We start from the raw sequence: 24,377 nt of genomic DNA on the forward strand, positions 1-24,377 counted from the left end.
GGTAATACTGCCAATAACCAACTCGATGGCGGTCTTGGCAACGATATCATGACTGGTGGAACGGGCAACGACACATATGTGGTCGATGCTACGGGGGATGTTGTCAGTGAAACCTCAACTACTACCACTGAAATCGACACTGTACAGTCGGGCGTTACCTACACTCTTGGTGCCAATCTAGAAAATCTCACCTTGACTGGGACAACTGCGATTAATGGTACTGGTAACACGCTTAACAATACCCTGACGGGTAATGCTGCCAACAACCAACTCGATGGCGGTCTGGGGAATGATACCATGACTGGTGGCACAGGTAACGACACCTATGTTGTCAATAGTTCCAGCGATGTAGTTAGTGAAACCTCAACTACTACCACTGAAATCGATACTGTTAATGCTTCAGTTACTTACACTCTCGGTACAAACCTAGAAAATCTCACCTTGACTGGTACGAGCGCGATCAATGGTATTGGTAACACTCGCAACAATAGCATCACAGGTAATACTGCCGACAACCAGCTTGATGGTAGTACTGGCAATGATACCCTCATTGGTGGTACGGGCAACGACATCTATGTTGTTGAGGCGACGGGGGATGTAGTTAACGAAACCTCCACCACTGCCACTGAAATCGATACTGTTAACGCTTCAATTACCCACACTCTGGGGGCCAATGTGGAAAATCTCACCCTGACTGGCACGAGTGCGATTAACGCTACGGGTAACGACCTCAACAATTCTATTACAGGTAATACTGCTAATAATACGCTGTCAGGTGCTGCTGGGTTAGATACCATGACAGGTGGTACGGGTAACGATACCTATGTTGTCGATGCTACAGGGGATGTTGTCAACGAAACCTCCACCACTGCCACTGAAATCGATTCGATCCAGTCCAGTGCTACTTACACTCTGGGCGCTAACATTGAAAATCTCACCTTGACTGGTGCGAGCATGATCAATGGTACTGGCAACGCCCTCAACAATAGCATCACAGGTAATGCTGCCAACAACCAACTCGATGGCGATCTGGGGAATGATACCCTCATTGGTGGCACAGGTAACGACACCTATGTTGTCGATAGTTCCAGCGATGTAGTAACTGAAACCTCAACTACTACCACTGAAATCGATACTGTTAATGCTTCAGTTACTTACACTCTCGGTACAAACCTAGAAAATCTCACCTTGACTGGTACGAGCGCGATCAATGGTATTGGTAACACTCGCAACAATACTATGACAGGTAATACTGCCAACAACCAGCTTGATGGTAGTACTGGCGATGATACCCTCATTGGTGGCACGGGTAATGACACTTATGTGGTCGATACTACGGGAGACATTATCACCGAAACCTCCACCACGGCGACGGAAATCGACACCATTAATACTTCCGTCAGCTACACCCTGGGCGCTAACGTTGAAAAACTCACTCTGACTGGAACGAGTACGATTAACGGGACTGGCAACGCCCTCAACAATACCATCACAGGTAATACTGCCAACAACCAGCTTGATGGCGGTCTGGGGAATGATACCCTCATTGGTGGCACGGGTAATGACACTTATGTGGTCGATACTACGGGAGACATTATCACCGAAACCTCCACCACGGCGACGGAAATCGACACCATTAATACTTCCGTCAGCTACACCCTGGGCGCTAACGTTGAAAAACTCACTTTGACTGGCACGAGTGCAATTAACGGGACTGGCAACGCCCTCAACAATACCATCACAGGTAATACTGCCGACAACCAGCTTGATGGTAGTACTGGCAATGATACCCTCATTGGTGGAGCGGGTAATGATACTTATGTGGTCGATGCTACGGGAGACATTATCACCGAAACCTCCACCACTGCCACTGAGATTGATACTGTCAATACTTCAGTTACCTATACTCTCGGTTCAACTTCCAACCTAGAAAATCTCACCTTAACTGGTACTGGCATTATCAATGGTACTGGCAATACTCTTAATAACTCCATGACTGGTAATACTGCCAATAACACCATGACAGGTGGTACGGGCAATGATTCTATGACTGGTGATGCGGGAATTGATACGCTACTTGGTGGCGCGGGTAATGATATTTACACAGTCGATACTACTACCGATACCATTACAGAGAATCTTAACGAAGGAACGGATACCATCTCTTCCAGCGTTACTTACACTTTGGGCGCTAATGTTGAAAATCTTACCCTGACTGGTGGAAATGCGATTAATGGTACTGGCAATACAATAAACAACGTCTTAACTGGTAATACTGCCAATAATACCCTTTCGGGTGATACGGGAATTGACACCCTCATTGGCGGTACTGGCAATGACACTTATGTGGTCGATACCACTACAGATATCCTGACAGAAAATGCCAACGAAGGAACAGATACCATCTCATCCAGCGTTACTTACACTTTGGGCAGTAATCTGGAAAATCTCACTCTGACTGGTACGAGTGCAATTAATGGTACTGGCAACAGTGGTAACAATACCCTGACTGGTAATACTGCTGGTAACACACTATCGGGCAGTGCTGGCAACGATACCATGACGGGCGGTGCTGGAATTGACACGCTAATTGGCGGTGCTGACAATGATACTTATGTGGTCGATACCACTACGGATACCATTACCGAAAATGTCAACGAAGGAACAGATACCATCTCATCCAGCGTTACTTACACTTTGGTCACTAATCTGGAAAATCTTACTCTGACTGGTACAGGTGCGATTAATGGTACTGGCAATACAATAAACAACGTCTTAACTGGTAATGGTGGCAACAATACCCTGAATGCTGGTGATGGCAACGATTCTATAACTGGTGGTGCTGGAATTGACACGTTAATTGGTGGTGTTGGCAATGATCTTTACACTGTCGATACCACTACTGATACCATTACCGAAAATGCCAACGAGGGAACGGATGCCATCTCTTCCAGCGTCACTTATACTTTGGGTGCTAACGTTGAAAACCTCTCTTTGACTGGTACAGGTGCGATTAATGGTACTGGCAATACAATAAACAACGTCTTAACTGGTAATGGTGGCAACAATACCCTTTCGGGTGATACGGGAATTGACACCCTCATTGGCGGTGCTGGCGATGACACGTACACAGTTGATACTACTACCGATACCATTACAGAGAATCTTAACGAAGGAACGGATGCAATCTCTTCCAGCGTTACTTACACTTTGGGGGCTAACGTTGAAAACCTCTCTTTGACTGGGACGAGTGCGATTAGTGGTACTGGCAATACTTTTAACAACGTCTTAACTGGTAATAGTGGCAACAACAGCCTTTCGGGTGGTGAAGGCAACGATACAGTAGATGGAGGTGAAGGCAACGATAAGCTTTATGGTAAAGAAGGAGCAGATCTACTCAAAGGTGGCATCGGTAATGACTACTTTAGCGGTTTGTCTGGTGATGATACAGCTTATGGAGGAGACGGTGATGATTCCCTTAACGGTGGTAATGAAAGCGATCGCCTGGAAGGAGAACTAGGGAATGATACCCTCATTGGCAGCGTGGGCAATGACACCATGACTGGTGGTGCTGGTAGCGATTACTTTATCTATGACACCAATGCTGTATTTACTGCTAGTGCGGTAGGAATCGACCAAATTACCGACTTTGTGATTGGCACCGACAAGATTGTGTTGGATAAAACCACCTTTACTTCCCTGGGTAGTGCTGTCGGTGACGGATTCAATCTGGCGAGTGAGTTGGCGATAGTGGGGAGTGATGCTGCTGCTGCCACGGCGGAGGCGTTGATTGTCTATAGCAGTGAGACGGATAACTTATTCTACAATCAAAATGGAGCAGCAAGTGGTTTGGGTTCAGGGGCGCATTTTGCCACTCTGACTGGTATTCCTACTTTGGGTGCTAGTGACTTTGTGCTGCAAGCTTAGTTGAAGTACGCTGTTTAGTTATAGCGAGCGCTCCTACATGGAGTCGGGGGATGGAACGGTTCTTTCATTTTGCTGCCACATCCCCCTTAAACTCTTACTTATTTAACCAAGCTCTATAACCCCCAACCTATACTGCTGCGTCACGACTATTTGGGGTAAAGCCGACATATGTGCAAAACAGGACATGATGTAAAGTAATGTAAAATGATAGTTTATTTCCATTATTCCAAAAGCTGAATATTAAGCTAAACAACAATTATTTAAACTAATTAAGCTATAGATATAAATGTATATTTTAAGCGGTTAAGCTCGCCGTAATTAAATAATTCTCAAGCTTTTTTTAAATATTTATTTTGTTTACCAATAGCTGATTTTTAATTTTTTTTCTGATTATCCCTAGTTGTAAATCTAGGTGAGTTATTTTCTCTAACAAGTTTTTATAACGACCAGCCCCAGCTTTTGTCTTGTGTATTGCGAGTTATTTCTTGCTGTCTGGTCTGCTGTAATATTTCATTCCAATCTTTTCCCTGTTTTGGTGCATCGCGAGATATCTTGGATTTTGATGGAGCTTCTTTAGTTAGGGTTTGTGCTAATTTATTTCCTGCTTGATCGTTATCTGTAGCGATGACTATTTCACCGCCTATTTTTGTCATGTCTGCCATAGCGGTTTTGATTAAATCGAGTTGCGAACTTGAAATTGTTCCTCCAGTTGATATGTAGCGGGTATGGGGATTTTTTTCGCTGAAAAGCTGATGGTAGCTCATGGCATCAATGGCACTTTCGACGATGACTAAACGGCGATCGCCCTCATCTGGTTGAGAACGCCATAAGGCTTTTGTTCCTCCCTTACTAAAGCCAGTAAAGTTTTCGTTCTTGGCAGTGAAGCCTGTTAGCCCGTTCTGGTCATAGTGAGGGAAGATAGCATTACCGCGATTGTCTATAGCGACAGTTCCCATAAAGCGATCGCTCTTCAAAATAGATTGTTTGATCCCTCTTTTTTCTAAATAATCATGCTTTTGGGCTACTTTAAATCTAGATATGGCTTTAATAACTCCGAGGTGATCGCTGTTTATGGGTTGGGGTTTATCTCTGGGTATGAATTTGGATGTTTGCATTCTTGGTTCATCTCTCCAGTCACGTAGTTCCTTTCTCACCCCACCCAAACTTAGGTTACTGCGGTTCTGCACAAAATCAATAATCGTCCCGTTATCGGCTTCATCTATGATCGAGAAATAAACGCCATGTCCATCGGTGTCGGTGGCAACCACTATTTTGTCCCCATTATCATGGCGGAGGACGGCACTATTACGACTAGATTGTTTGGTTAGGTATTGATATCCCTGGCTTTGAGCGTAATCTACTAGGTTGATTTCGGTTTTAAACGAATCTAGTTCAGCTTGACGACTGCGTTCTAAGGCTCGTCTGCCTCTTTCAAGATCTCTGTGAATTGAGAAATGGAGTTGGTCAAGCTCTTGACTTGTTCGCTCAAGCCGTTGACAGACATCTGAAGCTGTTTGTTCTGCTCTTCTAATCGCTTCATGTCCTGTTCGTACTTGTTGGACAGATTCGATATTTGTTCTTTGTATTCCTTGGCTAGCTGTAGATAAGATAACCTCAGTTGATTCTCTAGTGCGCTCATTGGTTACTCCATTTTTAGGCAGGGTTGACCCTGGCACGTCCAGCCTGGGGTCAGTTGTTGGTCTGGGGGAGGGGTGATGAATGTTCCGTTGCTGGTTTCGCCGATCTTTATCCCCAGGGTTTGGTTCTGTAGCTGGTTCAAAGTCTCTTCTTGTTGTTTGATTTCTTGATTGATCTGGTCTAGTTGGGTTTGCTTCTGGGTAATCCGCATTGTGGAGAATCCAATCAGACCCCAACTCCCTCCCAAGATACCCAGACAAAGGCTCATAGCTGTGACTGACATCCAGATCCATTGTTGGCTCAAGTATTTTTTGAAGATTCGGCTGTTCGACTCCATAGCGCGAGTGATGATAGCTTGCTCTTGAGATAGCGAGTTCGATGATTCTTGCCTGAAGTTGGTTAAGATCTCTTTCTTTTGTGCTTTCAGTTGTCGTTTCAATTCCTGGTGTTCTTGTTCTGCTGTCTCCTCCAGGCGTTTGTTCTGGGCGATGATCTTCTTTTTCAGATTGTCCCCCAAGTCCCCAATCTGCTTCATATATTCCCCCTTTAAGTCGATATTTGTTGTTGGTTTCTGGATCTACTACTGTGATGTAGTTTTTTCCCTGCCTGGATATTTCTAAACCTATTTCGGCAAAAGCTTTGACAATATCGTTTTGGTTGGTCACTAGCCCGAATTCGATGCGCTTAGTGATATATTCCGTTAGCTGCTTCTTGGGGTCAGGGGATGCACTTATTCCTGCCCGTTGTTTTTCGGCATCGATTAGGGCTTGGTAGCCTGGTTGGTAGATTCTCTGGCGGGTTAAGTCATCTGGTCTTGCCCAATCTTCTTTGATATTCCAGTATGTTTGCCAGGGTTTGAAGTAACCGTGCCAACCAGGGGGGGCAATGTTGAGGCTCTTGCCTGTATCTAGTTCAACTTTAGGGGTAACGAAATGAAGTTCTACGCGATTGGCGAAGCCAGCGCGGAGCGCATCGCTTCCTGTGTGGGTGTGACGTACCCAAAGGGTGTTGTAAGAGTCAGGGTTGATGCCAGCAAAGGCATATTCTTCAAAAGAGTCAATTATTGCTTGCTGCTCAGGTTCTGTGGGGGCATCAGAGGTAGCGAAGCTCAGGACACCACTGTTGTATTTGTATTGGAAATCTAGCCCGTCGATTAACTGCTGGGTAAGTTCTGGGTTACCTCTGATTATTTCTGGGGCTGGTTCTCGAAGCTGACCTGTGTTGGGGCTGTCGAGACGGGTGATATATTGGACGGGACCACTACCAGATCCCACTCCTCTGGCAAAGAATTTAACTAGCATGACTTGACTGAATTAAATGGAAAGCTTTGGGGCATTTGTCTGAGTATCGGGATGTTTTAGGGCAGGATAGTGAAATATCTTACTTTATCCGATTGAATTAAATTGAAGTGTCTGCGGTCTAAAGTTAATATTTGGTTGATGGAATAACGTTCTGCCAAGACTAGTAAACTGGCATCAACTAAGCCCAAAGGTAAATCTTGATAACGAGCCATAATCAGAGTTGCTTTCTTTAAATCGACTAATTCAAAAGGCAATAGAGCAAGATTCTCCCGCTCAATGTCTTCTAAAAAAGTTCTAGCAACTCTTTCTCCTAGATATTTTGTGGCTAGGTAGTCAACTTCAGGTAATACGGTTACAGGAATATAAATTTTTTGTCCTTTGATTGCCTCGACAGCAGCTTGATGATGGCGATCGTCTCGATCTAATAGAGCAATAATTCCACTGGTATCTGCTATTAGTCCTCTTGCCATAGTAATTCTTTAGTTCGGTTCGATAAATCTGTTCTACCGCTTGTTCCCATACCGATAGATTTAGGCAATAAACTATCCTCATTAGTTTTTGCTTCGTCTTGTTCAATTTCTTGGAGTATCAGACGAGCAATAGTTTCTTGTCTATCTGCTGGCAAAGAAGAGAGTTTTTTTAAAGCTTGTTGTAAAAGTTCAGTCATAGTTCTAAGTAAAGTGTCAGTTATTTATTACTATTGTTGAGATAAATCTAAAGCACGAGCTAGAGCTGCTTCGTTCATGTCACTTTCTGCGATGGCTGTTTCTACTGTTTGAGTTAGTCTTTGTAATGCTTCGGTGATTTCTATCTGCTCTGATTGTGCGACGGGTATATAAAATCCGACTAATTTGCCATGACGTTTGACTGCTACAGCTTCAGAACTAGCCAGATACTGAGATGCTTTATCTCTAAATTCTCTGATGCCAACACTTTTCATGATGCTTTCTCTGTTTGGTTAATTATGGTCATTTTGTGGTCACAAATTTATGATCAGTTAAATTATTTTTCTGGTTACGGTTTGGGTTTGATCTCGCTCAAAGCCATTAATGCTTGTTCTATCGCTATTAAATGGGTAACTACTTCTACGGTATTAGCTGTAGTTTTGTAGCGGTTTACCCAACGAGCGATTTGGTTAAGATTATTGCCTATTTTAGAAATTTGACGAGTGCGTTCTATTTGGATAGCGCGATCGCCCACGTTGGTAATTCTGACTCTTTCCATTGCCTGTCTTACTAACTGAGAGATGCTCAATCCAGCAGCGTGCGCTTTTAAATCCCAGTCTAATTTTTCGTCATCTGTTAGTCTGACTGCTACTGTATTAGTGCGCTGTACTTTTCTAGGCATGGGTCGCTTGGATTGTTTGGAGTTTGAGTTAGTTTGCTTGGCTGTTAGTTCTTCTTTTTCCTACTGTCTGAAGGGGTCGAGGGGAATACTTTCCCCCGACAGCCCCCCAAGCGAGTTAATCTGAACGCTAGTCAGTTAACGTTTGACTTGGGGTGGGCTAGCTTACAAAAAATAAATAGCCCTATAGCTTTTATCTAACTAACTATTATAATCCTGAATTAATAATTAAATAAATTCTCAGATTATCTTAACAACTATTTGATTTGATTCGTCTCAGTCAGGGCAAGTAGTTCAGCAGCTTGGCTTGATAACCATCCATCTTTATCTACTATGATCAAATGCGAAAACTGAAATCATCTTGCTTTGACGGGCATACTTTAAATAGACAGTAGGTAATTAATCTCCACTTAAGTTTTATACCCTTCTGGATCGAGGATCTGATTCAAGTTAAACAATCAGCTAAAATACATATTGTTAGACAATTGAGGGTGACAATTGAGGGTGACAATTGAGGTCAAGCTACCCCATCACCTACCTCGGTTTGCATCTCCTTCCACTTATACCAACCCCAACCAGCTTTGTAACCCAATCTACGGGATATTTCGCGCCAGTCTCCCAGGCTCAGTTCTAGTTCGGGTAATTCTTTTAGCTGATGATAGATCCAGCCTTTTTGATATCCTTGTAACTCACCAAAGTCAATGAGTTGCTGCACTATATACAGTTTATGCTCGTCATATTCGGTGTCGAATTCGGCAAAGTTAGCAGGGACGATTTCGACGACTTTTAATCGTTTTTGTTTCTTACCGCTGGTTTCGGTTTCAAAGGTGAACTTGACATTACAGCTAGGACAGGTAGCCAGACACCGATCTCGTTCGCCCCCAGTGGGTCGGAAAACATGATGACACTCTGGGCAACCAATACTCCACTTGTTTCCTTGAAGACTAATGGGGTCGAGACTCCAGGGTATTTCATCATCGGGCCAGGGCAGATTTAGATGGGTATCTGTATGGTCGATTATTATGGCGGTATCTTTATCTGGTGCAGGTCTTAATGCTCTACCGATGGCTTGAAACCACACGATTAGGCTTTTGGTAGGACGAACTAGCTGTATGGCTTCGATTCCAGGAATGTCTACCCCTTCGGTGACAATCGAGTGTTGGCATAAAACCAAGATTTGTGCAGATTCAAAAGCAGATAATAGAGCCAGTCTTTCTTTCTTGGGTGTTTTACCATCGAGGTGCATCGCGGGTATTCCAGCAGATCTAAAGCCCTGGGCTAGTTCTTGGGAATGCTTGACACTGACGGCAAACAAGACCGTTCTTTTCAGGTAGGCGTGTTGCTTCCAGGTATCAACGGCATCACCAATAATTAGGGTTTTCTCAACTAAATCCGCTAGCTGACGACGATTATAGTCTCCTCCTGTAGTTCGGATTTTGGCATTGGCTGCATCGATGAAGTTGGATGGGGAATAGATTTTAAAGGGGGCGAGATATTTCTGTTTGATTAATTCAAGTACCGATGAACCTTTAATTAATACATCAAATCCAGGTGTACCACTATAGAGATAACGTAAACCTCTACCGTCAGTTCTGGCAGGGGTGGCAGTGCAGCCTAAGATATATGCACCCCTTTCTCTGTAGTGCCTCATGACGGTGGCATAGGTTTTACTATGACAGTGGTGAGCTTCGTCAAAGATAACTAGAGAAGAGTCAGGTGGATTGCGACGAACTAAGGTTTGGATTGAAGCTACTTGAATAAGACAATTTTTGTTAGGTTTTATTCCTGCTTTAATCATCCCTATTTCTAGACCTGTAACCAGTTTTAGCTTGGCTGCTGCCTGAGTTATTAGTTCGGTGCGATGGGCGATAACTAGAACTGGTTCGCCCCGAGCTATAAATTCGTTGGCTACTGCTGTGAAGATAATCGTCTTACCTGCCCCCGTAGGAAGCTGCATTGCCACAGAGGATAATCCATACTTCCAACACTCGAATATTTGTTGGACAATATCTATCTGGTAATCTCGAAGCTGCGGGGCGGTAATTTCAAAAGCAGTCATAGTTCTCAGTAGACGAGTGACGGCAACTAAGCGCGGTTATATATTTGTAGCAGATTAATTTAATATTTGGATAACGACCTACCTCGCCAACCTTATAGGGGTGGCGAGTCGATTCTGATTATTTGACCCAGTTCATCTTTGATTAGTTCATAGTTGCTGTTGAAGATTAGTTGAGGGATTAGTTCATTTCTCAGAATTGGATCTGATAAAGCCTTATTGATAGAAGTCAAGCTCATTTCTTCAATCTTCAACGGCTGCCTCCGCCACTGATCGGGCTGGTCATGCCGTTGATCTGATTTATCCTTGGATGATTTACCAAAACCCTGATTCAGAAATCTCTTGAACTTTTCACCTGCGTAATCAGAGATCCTGGGCTTTTTCGGCTTCTTCATCGGTTGATCCTTATCCAACCAAGGATCGGATTCAGTCGGGGTATTTTCAGGTGAATGAGTATCAGGTTCAATTGACCTTGTTGACCCCTCTATTTGCCGATTTTTAGTGGCTTCTATGGCATTTTTAGTAGAACTATTGATTAGAGCAATTTTCAGACCAGCAGTGGCAGCTTCCTCTAAGGTGGGTTCGGGACGTTCTTTTGTCCAAAGCGGTGTTGGCAAAGCTTTAACACCTAAATTGCGGTGGCGTTCCGCTTCATCTAAAGCATTACCCAGAGAAATCTTACATTCCTTCCAGAAGAAAATAGCTTGTTTAGGACTGCTGGCTATGTTTAGAGCTTGGAAAATCGCTTGCTCTCTAGTCTGAGAGTTATTGCCTTTAATCAGCTTCTCAGTCAAATATTCAATAAACATGGGATGGGGAACTCCAGGTTCTACTTCCCACTCCTGTTGAGTAGAAGTGCCAATCGGCAACCCATTAATAAAATCATCCCAATAACTGTGGGGTACGCCATTCTTGAGCTGCTGAATGATTGTATTGGCTAATCCTTGAGGCGATCGCGAGTTAGCAACAATCGGCAGCTTCTTAATCAATGCTCGATAAAATTGCCCGAATTGCTCCAGAGTTTTCCAAGGAGCTAACCCAAAGTCTCGTTCGGGTTTTGTACCCTTGGGAGTTTTATTACGTTTAGATTGGCGTTCAACCTGCTTTGGTGGCATTACCTCTACCTGTACAGCTTCGGGCGGCTGCTCCTGTACAGGAACTTGTACAGAGTGATTTTGTACTGGTTTTTGTACTGGTTTGTTTTTGTTGATTTTTTGTTCAACACGCGAAGGACGTTTGACCACATCAGTAAATGGTGTTGGTTCGGGATCAAAGGAGTTTTGGCTATGGTTAGCAGGATTACTTTGCGACTGCTCTGGTTGGGTACTTTGAGGTGTCTTAGTTACCTTGGGTACTTGGTTACTCTCACCTGCCCCCTGGGGGGTAAGGGGGGGAGTTTGTGAAAGGTCAGATGTGAAAGTTGAATGTGTATTGTTTTTTGACATTCGCAAATCAGTTTTTTGCCCTTCGTTAATCTGATTTTCGTTATTCAAAAAACCCAGAGTAGAAGTAGTTTCAGGCGCACCCTTTGCGAGCGCCGAATTGATCTGTTCAATTACTGCTTCGATCACAGGACTAATGTAATACTGTCGATTGTAGGCAGAACAAGCATGAACATCACCGTAATGGAGGCGGTGTAATTGTTTTCTGAGGATAAATCCCTCAGACTCTAGGATTTGAAGTGCTTTGCGTACTCTATAAGGTGTAGCTCCGCAAAATACTTCTTCGATTAGTTTGGCAACTGATTTATAGATCCATTTTCGTCCCTGAAGGAACACACCACTATTTGACCAGGAACTCCACCTTAAAAACTGAAACAGTACAATCGCTTCAAAGCGACCGATACGATCGATAAAGCATTTGATAAATGAATTTGGTGCGCCGACAAAATCATATTTGCTCTCCATTCCTGGAATTTTGAAATCTTTTGAGCCGAAATCTAAAAGTGTGGAGGTAGTCATTACACTGCACCTCCATTACTGTTGATTTTTGCAGCTACTCGACTTGAGACAGATTTTTTGTTATTGTCAAAGGACAATATTGTAATAAATATATTGTTCAATTTTCATTTAGTAAGCCGTTTCCCGTTTCGTTCAATTCGAGGATAAGTTGGCTTTTCATATATGAATTGGACAAATAGTTAGAAGAACTCTGGAAGGTTGAAGCTCCAGGGTCTTTTTTTTATTTATGCAATTCAAGTTTGCGCTTCTATAATAAGCTTCTATTTAGTATTTTTTCAAATAGGTGTTAAAAATCGAGAGTAGCGATCGCACTTTCTTTTTGTTTTTCAGTCACCCCTAGATATCGTTCCAAGGCTGCTAGAGTGCGATGACCTGATATAGCTTGAATATGCCGTAAAGGTACACCAGCATCGCTCATGCGGGTAAGAGCAGTGCGTCTAAAGCTATGGGTACTCACCCCCTCAATTTCCAGATGGAGGCAGGCTTCTCTGAGTATCCTATCGGCACTGGCTTTATGAATGCTGCCCCTGCCATGCCTCCCTGGAAAAAGATGAGGGCGAGTATGCCAGCGATCGCTCTGGTGATGCGCCTCTAAATATTCCTTTAGCTGGGGATGGACTTGAATTTCTCTAGTAGACTGCTTGCCTTTAGTGTTGTAGCTGCGGATGACTAAAACATCCCTTACCCCTTTGATACCGATTACATCACCACGAAGTAGGGTACAGGCTTCATTAATTCGCGCTGCCCCGTAGAGACATACGCCAAAGAGGGCGCGATCGCGGGGTTGGGTAAATCCCTCGTTAAATAGTAAATTTATTTGTGTTGGGGTCAGAATTGCTGCCCTGCCGAACTTGTTCACTTTCATAGAAATTATTCTACGTGAACAAACTTAACTTTAATAGCGTAATAGCTCAAAAGCTAATGATTTGGTTACACTCTTCGGGGTCATTAAGGAAAACTTATGGTTCAAGCAGCAAAACCCTGAGCAGAAATACTCAGTTGATAAGAATCGCTTATAGACGGCTGCGGACTTCGACTTGCGTGTTGTCGAGTTACCCCAGTTTAGTCATAAGTTAATGAACCTGCCACTATCACTCTTAATCTGAGCGTCCGCCTGCCAATTAATCACGTCAAAATAACGTTAAATTAATGTCAATTCAACGTTCTTGGTGTGTGCAGGTTTTAGAGCGACTCAATCTGTCACAATATTGATTGTTAGAACAAATATAAAAAACCTTGGTTTAACTTTATGAGCGACCTCTACGGAGGACTTGACCCCAGAAATATTCCCACTTACTCGATTGGTGATGCTGCACGTTATCTAAGAATTCCCAGCAGTACAATACGCTCGTGGACAATTGGCTATTCTTATTCAGTCAAAGATGGTTCTTCCTTCTTTCATCCTCTGATCGAACTGAGCAAAGGTAAAAATAAGCCTTATTTACTGTCATTCACTAATCTAGTTGAAGTTCACGTTTTACGTGCTATTCGCGTTGGTCATAAAATTCAACTAAACAAAGTTAGAGAAGCTTTAGATTTTATTGATGAACGGTTTGAAGTTCCCCATCCTTTAGCTCAAGAGGATTTTCGGACTAATGGGGTTGACTTGTTCATTGAACGTTATGGTGAGTTGATTAATGCCAGCAGTGGAGGCAAAAAAGAACTCAAAGAATCTTTAAATGCCCATCTAGAGCGCATCGAACCTGATGACAGCGGACTGGCAATTAAACTCTACCCCTTCACTCGTTCTGACGAAGTAGATAATCCGCGCCTGGTTGTAATTGACCCTCGTATTGCTTTTGGTCGTCTGGCGATCGCGGGAACGGGAATAGCAACCAATGTTCTCAAAGAACGATTTCAAGCGGGAGATTCTATTGAAGAACTGGCTGAAGATTATGATTGCGATCTTCCATCAATCGAAGAAGCTATCCGTTGTGAATTATCAGCAGCTTAAAATTAATCGCTCAAGTCCCAGTAAATACCCAATCGATACCTATATGCTTGATTCAAGTCTTTATTAGACGGATTTATTTCAATTATTAAGACTTGAATAATGACAACAGGGCAATCCCAGGAAATTATCTTTTTTATAGATCGCTGTCTCGGCAAAAAACACATTGCCACAGCCCTCAGAAATTCGGGTATTGCTGTAGAAATACACGATGACAACTTTGGTCAAAATGCTCAAGATGTTGATTGGCTACCTGAGATTGGCAGACGTGGATGGGTTGTTTTAACCAAAGATGCCAGAATCAGCAAAAATCATCTAGAAAGAATGGCAGTTACCAATGCTGGCATTTCCATGTTTACCTTAGCGTCTCAAAATCTGTCAGGCAAAGAGATGGCAAACATTTTCCTCAAATCGGTGAGTAAGATGCAGGAGTTTGTTCGCAAACATCCCGCTCCCTTTATTGCCAAAGTTTATCGCGATGGACGAGTTGAGATGTGGAAAGATGCTCAAACTCTTGTGGATGAACTTGGATAAATAACGTCACTCTAACGTTATCAAGACATCACTTTAACGTTAAGTTGATGTCTCTTTTTCCAGCTTTTCTTCGATCGCTTCTAGTAACCAGACATGGCGAGAAACCTTAACCTTTCTCTGGCGCAGGGCTTCATCAATCTCACGCAGTTTGCCTTTGGTTAGTCGAAGTTGAACTCTTGATACTTCAGTGTCATCATCTGTAGTTAGTCTTTTTTCAGTACCAGTACTAAGTCCCCTATCGATAAAGGCATCAACATGAGAATTCTGATTCTTAGGTTTGGGTTTACGACTCAATGCTGATTTTTTATCCATAAGTGACTACTTTTGTCTTTTGGATTGCAAAAACTAAATCGAATAAAGCAGTTACTTCAGAGATCGCTTTCGAGTCAATTGGTTTATACTCCATGACTCCAAGACCTTGGGAGGCTGCTTTACCAAATACTTTGCGATAGCCCAAGGGAGTATTGATGAATTCTAGTTCGTTGGTGTCTTGAATGTATTCAGCAGCTTCCAGGTTTTCTGTTCCCGTCGCATCGGCTCGGTTGATAAAGGCATAGGCTCGAAGGTCAGGATTAAAGGCTCTAGCTTCCTCTATCATTTGGGCTACAGGTTCAATTGTCCAAACATCAAAGGAACGAGGTACAAAGGGAATTAACACCACATCAGCAATAACTAACGCTGCCCTTTGACTGGCTGTATCTCTGCCTCCCGCATCGATAATCACATCATCGTATTTCTCAGCTAGTCGCTTACCGTCGATATGAACTGCCGAACCGTTAAGTTGGGTGCAGGTATAACCAGCGTCACCTAACTTTTCGTTACGCATAGTTGTAAAGTCAGTAGCAGTCTCTTGGTCATCGGCATCAATCAGCAGCACATCTCTCCCCAGGCTTGCCCGCATGATTGCCAGATTGGTTGCTACGGTACTTTTGCCCACCCCGCCTTTTGTTCCACCAGAGAGAACAATCATTACGTTATCCTCACGCTTTTCTTAATGTTAGATAGAGGTTAAAATAACGTTGTTATAACGTTAATTTAAGTTAATTTTGACCTCAGTATAATTCCATTTAAGATTATTGGCGAGGAAAGAATCGAGTTCTCGTACTGCCTTGCTCGATTGGTCGTAGTGACCACCCGCTTAACTCTTCGATGTATGCAATATCTTCAAGTGAATGAACATTAAGTGCATTCTCAAACTCTTTAGTTGAGCCAAAACCAACTCGCTTAATCAGTTCACTACGAGTAAGACCTTCTCGACTTTCTTGATTATCGTATGTCCAGTCTTGTCTTCCACGAGGCGGTAAGGATGCTACTAATCTTTGAGCAATGTCAGAAAGTCCTAATTCGGCTAAAGCGTCAAAGGTGGTTTTAAACTGTTGTTTGAGGCTAGCCAGTTCTTGTTTAACCAGCTCTAATTCATCGGCAGTGACTAAGGCTTTACTTGCGATCGTTGCCATAGGTTCTGCTTGAAATTCTTCAATAATAGAGTCTAAATTATCGACCCTATCTAAGACAAAATAACCAATTCTACTCTCCATCGAAGTCTCGATAAAATACTGATAGCGATGATGACTATTCCATCTTGTTCTTAGATTATCGGCTTTACCTACATACAGTATTTTATGGTCGGGGGTATAAACAAAATATATTCCAGATCTGGGTGGTAGCTTGGCTCTTTCAGTTATATGTAAGCTGGGTATAGAGTTGGATAACATCCCAACTATAACATCAGTCTTATTATGCTTAGTTTGCTTTACTTGCTGCTCGATACTATCAACTATCTGAGATGGACATCGGATCGTAATGCTTTCACTGCTTTGATTTTTAGCCATGTCTTACAATAATATTTGATAAATATTTAGTGTCTTGCAGACTGTTTTACAAAATTACCTCTATTCTAATTTATTTTTTAGATAATGCTACGATTGCTTAAATTACTACGAATGTTGACAACATTATTTAAGACGTTTACATATTTATTAACAACACTGTTATACATTTTATCGACAATAATTAATAAAATATCTAACTTTATTTCATCAATACTAAAATCCTAAGTAGAATCAGCTATTATTTACTTTAAAATAAATTACGGTGTAACTTATATTATAAGCAGTGTTATATGTTTTGTAAGTAATATTTTAAAATAACCAAAATCATCGTCTTCTACAGGGACAATAATTACTACGCTGCAACTATTTAATCTAACGCTGCATGGCATATTGTTAGACAAAAGCTGCGCCGTGTTCTTAAATTAACGATAGTTACAGTTGCGATCGCTCTTTGAATCTCGTAGATTAGCAATTACTTCACTAGAACTAGGAAGTCGCCAAGTTTTAGCTGGACTAGAAAATATTAGACCTCTTGCATGAATCATGCGATCGCTAAATTCAGCCCACAATTATACAAACCAGCCCTAAAGGATTAGCTTCGCGTCACAATCAAATTAAAACGTAATCCAAATCGACGACGACGATTACGATATGGCTGTGCCAGAATCCGAAAAATCTTCAAACATAGATTCGATGTTTGGCTAATTGCCGATTGTATTGTTTTGCCATCGAACTTAATGGCTTTTTCTTCGTCTTTTTGATTGGAGTGTAACTGGATGAATGAATCTTCTTAATTCCCTGATATCCTTTATCTGCTAAAATTTCAGTTGATTTTAATGGTTTAATTTTGCTTCTTTTAAACAACTGAAAATCATGTTCTTTTCCTGTTCCATGTGCTGTACAAATGATTTTCAGACTTTGAGTTTCAATTACTACTTGAGATTTTAAAGTATGTCTCTTTTTCTTTCCACTGTAGTAACTGCGCTGTTTTTTTTTGGACGTTCAATCGGACTTTCACCTACATCAATAATAACAACTGACCATTCTGTTTCAGCAGATGAGAGAGCTTTTTTTCCAGGTAAACTAAACTTTCTTGAGTTGATTAGCTTGTCTTCTACTCGGTGAACTGTTCTACATACAGTAGATTCATGAACTCCCCACGATTGAGCAATGTGAAAATAAGTACGATACTCTCGCCAATATTCTAGAGCAATTAGTAATTGGTCTTCCACACTTAGTTTCGTTTGTCCGCCTCGTTGCTTGGCTTTGGGCAATTCTGGCTTCAATACTGCCACCATTTCTTGAAATAGTTTTGGTTTGACTCCACATAAACGCTTGAATTCTCCCTCGCCTAAATTTTTTATTTGCTCGTAGGTCATTGGTTTTTTCCTATCTCCAACCTACTTTTCTCATTTTTTCTCTATTCATGCAAGAGGTCTATTGAAGCATTTTATAGTTTTGTACTGTTGAAGAACAACTATTAGATTCACAATCAAAACTATCGATTACTAATTATCGACTAATTAACCCTGTCATCGACGACGAGATTTTAGAAAAGTTAAACCTCCCAAAACCGCTCCTGCAATAATACCTACAATCCAAAAAACAAAAGTAAAAAACAGAATGTAAAATGGACTTGCGTCAATAACAAAAATATCAGGATGTACAAAATTTGTAGAAAATAAACCAACTAAGTAGCCAATAATTAAGCCGAACATTGCACCGAGAAAACCACCAAAAAACGAAGATAAAAATAATTGAAACCCTGCTTTAATATTCTTTGCAAACAGTAAATAAAATATCGACCAGATTAATCCTAATATTGCAGATATTGTTATTGATGTTAGTATTAAAAAAAATATATATTTAAATACTGTTTCGTTCATTATACCTAATTTATTTTAATCATTATAATTCAAAATAGGATTTCAACTTTATTAATTTGTGCTGAGAGAGATTATTAGCTTCAAAATTAATGAAATTTATACTTAATAATAACACAATAGATAAATATTTTTATTATATTAATTTTTATTAAAAAAAAAATGACACTCTTAAAAGAGCAAAGCTATATTGTTTTTATAGTTTAATCATCAATTAATTATTAGCCTAATTTGATGTTAAACTCTTTTTCTTCGAGAAAATCTAAGTAATTACTTCAATATTTTTATTGTTTTAAGTAACTCTAAGTATTTTTATTGAGACTTTAATTTTAAAAGCTAACAGCTTGTAGTTTTTAAAATAATTGACTTTAAAGTCGATCTATATTGTGCTATTCAATTTTCACGATCAGGAGCATTTTTATGTCAGATTTCTATGAATTAATTGCTAAAACAGGAAACTCTATCACCTCATTAGGTTCTCTAACAGGTTTTGGCGATAGCCCTTCGATTAATGATTCAGGTTATGTAGCTTTTGTCGGTAAATCTGGCTCTGCAACGGATTTATTGGTTGATAATGGTTTGGGAAACATTACTAATCTTTCTGTTCCTTATCCTGATATCTTTGGCAGAGCCGTACAGATTAATAACCAAGACAAGGTAATAGCTAGAAACTCTGGCGGAGGTTCAGCTATTCGTGTCTGGGATTCTAACAGTCCTACGAACTTTGAAACCCTGGCTACGGGTAACTTTCCTGCTGATGGTTACGATTTTGAAAATATCTTGCCTTTTGCTAGTCTGAATAACAATGGTCAAGCAATTTTCTTAGCAGACCCCAAAGGATTTGGTAATACTGCACTGGCAACCCTGAGTGGAACAAATATATTTGGCAAGAGAAGTTATAACGAAGCAATACCAGCAACAAATACTATTCAACCCATGATTGCTGATAATGGGGTGAGTGTGGTACGAGATCCCATTTCTAAAATTGTAATTCAAGATTACCAGCTAAATATCACTGGTGTTATTGCTAGCAATGTTAGTGGCTTTAGCAATGTAGGACTTAGCCCTGGCATTAGTGATGATGGCAAAGTAGTCACTTTTTATGGAAATTTAACCAGTCCTGGTGCAAGCACTTCTACTGTTGATTTACAAGCAGGAGAAGGAATTTTTGCCAGTATCGATACGGGTTCGGGAAGAAAAATTGTACGGCTTGCTGGTATTGCAGGTAATGGAATTTTAGACCCAGGAGAAACTTTCAACGATGCCGATGGAGACAGTCAAGTCGATCTAGGGGAAGACATCGGTAAAATTTCTGGTTTCGCTAAAGATGCTGGAGGTAGTTATGTAGACCGCGTGGGCGTGAATTATAACAGAAGCAGCGATGGTGGTAACAGTCTTGGAACTGTTGCCTATCTAGCTTTAAATGAATCTGGACAAGAAACTCTTTTCACCAATCAATTTAGAGAATCATCTTCCAATAACATCGTTACAGTTGAACAACCATACACAGTTGCTGAAGTTGGTTCTCAAGCTAATGTTTTATCCTCTGAACTTACAGGAACAATTCAAGACCTTAATATTTACGATCCTGTTAATAGTCAAGGTCGAGTTGCCTTTTGGCTTAAAACTTCTACCGCTCAAGAAGGAATTGTCAAAGCCAAGATACCCCTTAAACCTATTTTAATAGTTCCAGGTATTGGTGGTTCTTTTCCCAAGCCTGAAGAGTTTAAAAATTGGCTCATGAATAGAGGTATGCAGCCTGATAGTTTGCAGACTGAGCCATACAAAAACATGTATGATGACTTAGTTGAAACCTTAAAACGGTCTGGCTATGTAGAAGGTGTTAATCTATTTATCGCTACGAATGACTGGCGACTTAATCCTGGACCTGTTGATAATTTAATAGATGGAAAAATAAATCGTTCTGTATCAGAACTAACTGATGATACTTATGAATATTCTGTCGATCAATTTGCATTTTGGTTAAAGAAAGCAATAACAGGATGGAGGAGTCAATTTCAAGGTATCCCTGAAAATCTAATCCCTAAGTTGGACTCGGTTGATATTATTGCCCATAGTGGTGCTGGAACAACTGTAAGATCCTATATTCAAGATGAAGCTGCCTATGGTAAACCCTTTACATTTACAGATGACGATGGAACTTCCATTAGCACAAACCTGCCCAAAGTTAATAACTTGATCTCGCTAGGAGTTCCTTATCGTGGTTCGGCAGTACCATGGAATGCTCTTCACAATGATTTTGACGCTTCTTTTATTCTTCGATTTTTAGGGCAAATTACTCGACTCGCCTATAATAAGGTAAAAAATGGTGAGACAATTCAACTCAGTGGAAATTCAGATCCTGCAAAAGGAGCCATTACTAAAACAGAAGTAGATAATCTTACTCTGACTGCTTTTATTGAGAAGTATGTCCCCAATCTAAAAGCATTACTAGCAACTTATCCATTCATCGACGATTTAGCGAATTCATCTCAAACCCTAAAAACTGCTGAAGAATATGACGCTCAGAAAAAAAATCAACTTCTTTTAGACTTAAATAATAATTTTGATTCTGGACAGGGCGGCGATCCTGCTCTCTTTGCTAATTTGGTTAATCAATTAACCGTTGTTTACGGTACTGGTACTCCATCAAAAGATGCTGTTATTGAGAAAAAAGGACCTGATTATGAAAATATAATAGTAACTCCTGAGAGTCCCGATTACTCAACAATTCCCAAATCTACAATTCTTCCTTTTCAAGAGCCATTATCACGTATTGTTCCAAAGCCAGGGGAAATTTGGTACGACGTACAAACAGGTCTTGCAGATTCAAATGGAGATGGGACTATTCCTTTAAAATCTGCTACGGGAATATTTTCAGAGGCAGTTCTTCAACAACATTCAAATATTCAGTTGAAGAATTTTCCAGCATTAAGTCATGAGGCATTAGTGCATGACAAGGAAGTTCAAAAGCTTATTTTACAAAAGCTTGGTGTTAATTTAGAAGAAGACCAAATTTCAACAAACCTTCACAAACTTTTAGGTCCTAGCTTTGCTGATTTTGCTAGTAATGCGGAAGGGTTAGTCTCTGTTTTTACAAAAGATCCCGTTGAAGGCTTTTTAATTGACGGTCAAGGTCGCAGACTAGGTCACACTGAAGCTACTGGGACAGTTACTGAAATTCCCAATAGTGTGTGGCTAGGTGGAGAAGATGGTGTAGGTTTTTTTACAGGCCCAGTTGAAGGACCTTTTAAACTGGAATTGGTAGGTTTAGGTGGAGAATATTATGCTTCAGCTGAGCTAGAAACGCCACAAGGTCCTGCCGCGATTGAAGTCTCAGGAACTCTCGCCGTAGGAGAACAAAAAATCGTCAATATCCCTGTTAATAATTCTCCCACTCTCGATCTCAACGGCACTGGTGAAGGTATCAACTCTAACGCCAGCTTAACCCCTCCCCAACAAACCGTTGTCATCGCCGATAATACCCTAAAAATTACCGACTCAGAATCTACAAATCTCACTGGTGCAACTGTCACCATGACTAATCCTCAAAATGGTACATCCGAATTTCTCAGTGCCACTGCCATAGGTAACATCACCATCGCCTACGACGCTGCTACTAGCAAACTAACCCTCTCTGGTACAGATACAATTGCCAACTACGAACAAGTTCTCAAATCAGTCACTTATACCAATAATGCTGTCTCTGCCAACCTAACTCCACGTTCTATTGAATTTGTCGTCAATGATGGTGCGGGTTTTAATAACTTAAGTCCTGTTGCCACTACCACACTAACGCTAAATGTAAACCTCAATGGTACTAGCGGTAACGATACCTTGGTTGGAGGTGCTGGCAATGATAGCCTTAGCGGTCTGGCAGGAAACGACAGTCTTGATGGCAAAGCAGGGAAAGATACCCTTAATGGTGGTAGTGGCATTGATACTTTAGTTGGCGATACTGGCAATGATCTTTACACTGTCGATACTACTACTGATACCATTACAGAGAATGTTAACGAAGGAACGGATGCCATCTCTTCCAGCGTCACTTATACTTTGGGTGCTAACCTAGACAATCTCACCTTGACTGGTACAAGTGCGATCAATGGTACTGGCAACACTCTTAATAACGTCCTAACTGGTAATGGAGCTAGTAATACGCTATCGGATGGGACTGGCAATGATTCTCTCAATGGTGGTGCTGGAATTGACTCTTTAATTGGCGGTGTTGGCAATGATCTTTACACTGTCGATACTACTACCGATACCATTACAGAGAATCTTAACGAAGGAACGGATACCATCTCTTCCAGCGTTACTTACACTTTGGGCGCTAATGTTGAAAATTTTACCCTGACTGGTACGAGTGCGATTAATGGTATTGGCAACAGCCTCAACAATGCCATTACAGGTAATAGTGCCAATAACCAACTCGATAGTAGTACTGGCGACGATACACTGTCTGGTGGTGTTGGTAGCGATACCATGACTGGTGATACGGGCAATGATACTTATGTGGTCGATAACGCTGGTGACGTGATTAATGAAACCTCCACCACTGCTACTGAAATCGACACTGTTAACACTTCAGTTAGCCGCACTCTCGGTGCCAACCTAGAAAATCTCACCTTGACTGGGACAAGTGCGATTAACGGTGCTGGTAACATGCTTAACAATACCATCACAGGTAATAGTGCCAATAATATCCTAAATGGTGCTGCTGGTATTGATACCATGACTGGTGATACTGGCAATGATACTTATGTGGTCGATAGTACGAGCGATGTAGTCAGCGAAACTTCAACTACTGTCACTGAGATTGACACGGTTAATGCTTCAGTTACCAAGACTCTGGGGGATAATCTGGAAAACCTCACCCTGACTGGTACCAGTGCGATTAACGGTACTGGCAACGCCCTCAACAATACCATCACAGGTAATCCTGCCAACAACCAACTCGATGGTGGTCTTGGTAACGATACCATGACTGGTGGAACAGGTAACGACACCTATGTGGTCGATGCTGCGGGGGATGTTGTCAACGAAACCTCAACCACTGCCACCGAAATTGACACGGTTAATGCTTCAGTTACCCACACTCTGGGGGCCAATGTAGAAAATCTCACCCTAACTGGTACCAGTGCGATTGACGGGACTGGCAATGACCTCAACAATATCATCACAGGTAATACTGCCAATAACCAACTCGATGGCGGTCTTGGCAACGATACTATGACTGGTGGAACGGGCAACGATACTATGACTGGTGGAACAGGTAACGACACCTATGTGGTCGATGCTGCGGGGGATGTTGTCAGCGAAATCTCAACCATTGCCACCGAAATTGATACGGTTAACGCTTCAGTTACCCACACTCTGGGGGCCAATGTAGAAAATCTTACCCTGACTGGGACAACTGCGATTAATGGTACTGGTAACACGCTTAACAATACCCTGACGGGTAATACTGCCAATAACCAACTCGATGGCGGTCTTGGCAACGATATCATGACTGGTGGAACGGGCAACGACACATATGTGGTCGATGCTACGGGGGATGTTGTCAGTGAAACCTCAACTACTACCACTGAAATCGACACTGTACAGTCGGGCGTTACCTACACTCTTGGTGCCAATCTAGAAAATCTCACCTTGACTGGGACAACTGCGATTAATGGTACTGGTAACACGCTTAACAATACCCTGACGGGTAATGCTGCCAACAACCAACTCGATGGCGGTCTGGGGAATGATACCATGACTGGTGGCACAGGTAACGACACCTATGTTGTCAATAGTTCCAGCGATGTAGTTAGTGAAACCTCAACTACTACCACTGAAATCGATACTGTTAATGCTTCAGTTACTTACACTCTCGGTACAAACCTAGAAAATCTCACCTTGACTGGTACGAGCGCGATCAATGGTATTGGTAACACTCGCAACAATA

The 24,377-nt window shown here is 41.6% G+C and carries 18 protein-coding genes and 2 pseudogenes; 4 read left to right on the forward strand and 16 right to left on the reverse strand.

The features are described from left to right. The coding region (locus C7B62_RS25425) for a calcium-binding protein (RefSeq protein ID WP_146132126.1) at positions 1-3,927 on the forward strand (3,927 nt) is incomplete at its 5' end. A 437-nt stretch (positions 3,928-4,364) separates the two neighbouring features. On the opposite strand, the gene C7B62_RS27185 is transcribed toward C7B62_RS25425, so the two are convergent. The 10 genes and pseudogenes from C7B62_RS27185 to C7B62_RS16965 all read right to left on the reverse strand — a co-directional run bounded on the left by C7B62_RS27185 (position 4,365) and on the right by C7B62_RS16965 (position 13,092). Beyond that, positions 4,365-5,042, reverse strand: coding sequence for a toprim domain-containing protein (locus C7B62_RS27185; protein WP_370304023.1), 678 nt, complete (start codon positions 5,040-5,042; stop codon positions 4,365-4,367). A gap of 296 nt (positions 5,043-5,338) precedes the next feature. Then, the gene (locus C7B62_RS27190) at positions 5,339-5,566 is read right to left on the reverse strand and encodes an MbeD/MobD family mobilization/exclusion protein (protein ID WP_370304025.1); all 228 of its coding nucleotides are present in this window, start codon (positions 5,564-5,566) and stop codon (positions 5,339-5,341) included. Between the two features lie 520 nt (positions 5,567-6,086). After that, positions 6,087-6,866 (reverse strand): annotated as a pseudogene (locus C7B62_RS27195) (relaxase/mobilization nuclease domain-containing protein); the annotation flags it as partial. A 56-nt stretch (positions 6,867-6,922) separates the two neighbouring features. After that, positions 6,923-7,336, reverse strand: a complete 414-nt coding sequence (locus C7B62_RS16935) for a type II toxin-antitoxin system VapC family toxin (RefSeq protein ID WP_106239336.1) — start codon at positions 7,334-7,336, stop codon at positions 6,923-6,925. Further along, a complete protein-coding gene (locus tag C7B62_RS16940) occupies positions 7,321-7,533 on the reverse strand; it encodes a hypothetical protein (RefSeq protein WP_106239340.1) in 213 nt (70 codons plus the stop codon). The genes C7B62_RS16935 and C7B62_RS16940 overlap by 16 nt, the downstream gene beginning before the upstream one ends. 30 nt (positions 7,534-7,563) lie before the next feature. Beyond that, entirely contained in the window at positions 7,564-7,806 is a 243-nt protein-coding gene (locus C7B62_RS16945; RefSeq protein WP_106239343.1) for a hypothetical protein, read from the reverse strand. Between the two features lie 74 nt (positions 7,807-7,880). Further along, complete coding sequence (mobC, locus tag C7B62_RS16950) at positions 7,881-8,213, reverse strand: MobC family plasmid mobilization relaxosome protein (RefSeq protein WP_106239346.1); 333 nt, start codon at positions 8,211-8,213, stop codon at positions 7,881-7,883. A gap of 514 nt (positions 8,214-8,727) precedes the next feature. Further along, positions 8,728-10,269, reverse strand: a complete 1,542-nt coding sequence (locus tag C7B62_RS16955) for a DEAD/DEAH box helicase (RefSeq protein ID WP_106239352.1) — start codon at positions 10,267-10,269, stop codon at positions 8,728-8,730. A gap of 92 nt (positions 10,270-10,361) precedes the next feature. Continuing rightward, positions 10,362-12,227, reverse strand: a complete 1,866-nt coding sequence (locus tag C7B62_RS16960; protein ID WP_106239355.1) for a hypothetical protein — start codon at positions 12,225-12,227, stop codon at positions 10,362-10,364. Between the two features lie 286 nt (positions 12,228-12,513). Further along, the gene (locus C7B62_RS16965; RefSeq protein WP_106239359.1) at positions 12,514-13,092 is read right to left on the reverse strand and encodes a site-specific integrase; all 579 of its coding nucleotides are present in this window, start codon (positions 13,090-13,092) and stop codon (positions 12,514-12,516) included. Between the two features lie 384 nt (positions 13,093-13,476). On the opposite strand from C7B62_RS16965, the gene C7B62_RS16970 reads away from it, so the two are divergent. Together C7B62_RS16970 and C7B62_RS16975 are read left to right on the forward strand one after the other, a co-directional pair. After that, positions 13,477-14,181, forward strand: a complete 705-nt coding sequence (locus C7B62_RS16970; protein WP_106239362.1) for a DUF433 domain-containing protein — start codon at positions 13,477-13,479, stop codon at positions 14,179-14,181. 99 nt (positions 14,182-14,280) lie between these two features. Further along, positions 14,281-14,712, forward strand: a complete 432-nt coding sequence (locus C7B62_RS16975) for a hypothetical protein (RefSeq protein WP_106239366.1) — start codon at positions 14,281-14,283, stop codon at positions 14,710-14,712. 39 nt (positions 14,713-14,751) lie between these two features. On the opposite strand, the gene C7B62_RS16980 is transcribed toward C7B62_RS16975, so the two are convergent. The 6 genes and pseudogenes from C7B62_RS16980 to C7B62_RS17000 form a co-directional block, all read right to left on the reverse strand. Further along, on the reverse strand, positions 14,752-15,024 hold the full coding sequence (locus C7B62_RS16980) for a hypothetical protein (RefSeq protein WP_106239370.1): 273 nt from the start codon (positions 15,022-15,024) through the stop codon (positions 14,752-14,754). Further along, positions 15,017-15,682 carry an AAA family ATPase gene (locus tag C7B62_RS16985; protein ID WP_106239373.1) on the reverse strand — a complete coding sequence of 222 codons (666 nt, stop codon included), beginning with the start codon at positions 15,680-15,682 and terminating at the stop codon, positions 15,017-15,019. The genes C7B62_RS16980 and C7B62_RS16985 overlap by 8 nt, the downstream gene beginning before the upstream one ends. Positions 15,683-15,785: 103 nt before the next feature. Beyond that, positions 15,786-16,544: a GIY-YIG nuclease family protein gene (locus C7B62_RS16990; RefSeq protein ID WP_106239376.1), complete on the reverse strand. Its 759-nt coding sequence runs from the start codon at positions 16,542-16,544 to the stop codon at positions 15,786-15,788. Between the two features lie 422 nt (positions 16,545-16,966). Continuing rightward, entirely contained in the window at positions 16,967-17,113 is a 147-nt protein-coding gene (locus C7B62_RS25785) for a hypothetical protein (protein ID WP_158260702.1), read from the reverse strand. A 23-nt stretch (positions 17,114-17,136) separates the two neighbouring features. Continuing rightward, positions 17,137-17,923: pseudogene (locus C7B62_RS16995) on the reverse strand (IS5 family transposase). A gap of 153 nt (positions 17,924-18,076) precedes the next feature. Beyond that, positions 18,077-18,430 carry a hypothetical protein gene (locus C7B62_RS17000; protein WP_106239379.1) on the reverse strand — a complete coding sequence of 118 codons (354 nt, stop codon included), beginning with the start codon at positions 18,428-18,430 and terminating at the stop codon, positions 18,077-18,079. A gap of 417 nt (positions 18,431-18,847) precedes the next feature. On the opposite strand from C7B62_RS17000, the gene C7B62_RS17005 reads away from it, so the two are divergent. Next, positions 18,848-24,377 (forward strand): calcium-binding protein (locus C7B62_RS17005; protein WP_146132127.1); only part of this gene is annotated, 5,530 nt, incomplete at its 3' end.

Origin of the sequence: Pleurocapsa sp. CCALA 161, assembly GCF_003003995.1 — a bacterium.
Classification (GTDB): domain Bacteria; phylum Cyanobacteriota; class Cyanobacteriia; order Cyanobacteriales; family Xenococcaceae; genus Waterburya.

Bases quoted from the DNA above. Each gene is read 5' to 3' on its own strand.
- C7B62_RS27185 (WP_370304023.1), bottom strand. From the start codon at position 5,042: ATGCAAACATCCAAATTCATACCCAGAGATAAACCCCAACCCATAAAC.
- C7B62_RS27190 (WP_370304025.1), bottom strand. From the start codon at position 5,566: ATGAGCGCACTAGAGAATCAACTGAGGTTATCTTATCTACAGCTAGCC.
- C7B62_RS16935 (WP_106239336.1), bottom strand. From the start codon at position 7,336: ATGGCAAGAGGACTAATAGCAGATACCAGTGGAATTATTGCTCTATTA.
- C7B62_RS16940 (WP_106239340.1), bottom strand. From the start codon at position 7,533: ATGACTGAACTTTTACAACAAGCTTTAAAAAAACTCTCTTCTTTGCCA.
- C7B62_RS16945 (WP_106239343.1), bottom strand. From the start codon at position 7,806: ATGAAAAGTGTTGGCATCAGAGAATTTAGAGATAAAGCATCTCAGTAT.
- mobC (WP_106239346.1), bottom strand. From the start codon at position 8,213: ATGCCTAGAAAAGTACAGCGCACTAATACAGTAGCAGTCAGACTAACA.
- C7B62_RS16955 (WP_106239352.1), bottom strand. From the start codon at position 10,269: ATGACTGCTTTTGAAATTACCGCCCCGCAGCTTCGAGATTACCAGATA.
- C7B62_RS16960 (WP_106239355.1), bottom strand. From the start codon at position 12,227: ATGACTACCTCCACACTTTTAGATTTCGGCTCAAAAGATTTCAAAATT.
- C7B62_RS16965 (WP_106239359.1), bottom strand. From the start codon at position 13,092: ATGAAAGTGAACAAGTTCGGCAGGGCAGCAATTCTGACCCCAACACAA.
- C7B62_RS16970 (WP_106239362.1), top strand. From the start codon at position 13,477: ATGAGCGACCTCTACGGAGGACTTGACCCCAGAAATATTCCCACTTAC.
- C7B62_RS16975 (WP_106239366.1), top strand. From the start codon at position 14,281: ATGACAACAGGGCAATCCCAGGAAATTATCTTTTTTATAGATCGCTGT.
- C7B62_RS16980 (WP_106239370.1), bottom strand. From the start codon at position 15,024: ATGGATAAAAAATCAGCATTGAGTCGTAAACCCAAACCTAAGAATCAG.
- C7B62_RS16985 (WP_106239373.1), bottom strand. From the start codon at position 15,682: ATGATTGTTCTCTCTGGTGGAACAAAAGGCGGGGTGGGCAAAAGTACC.
- C7B62_RS16990 (WP_106239376.1), bottom strand. From the start codon at position 16,544: ATGGCTAAAAATCAAAGCAGTGAAAGCATTACGATCCGATGTCCATCT.
- C7B62_RS17000 (WP_106239379.1), bottom strand. From the start codon at position 18,430: ATGAACGAAACAGTATTTAAATATATATTTTTTTTAATACTAACATCA.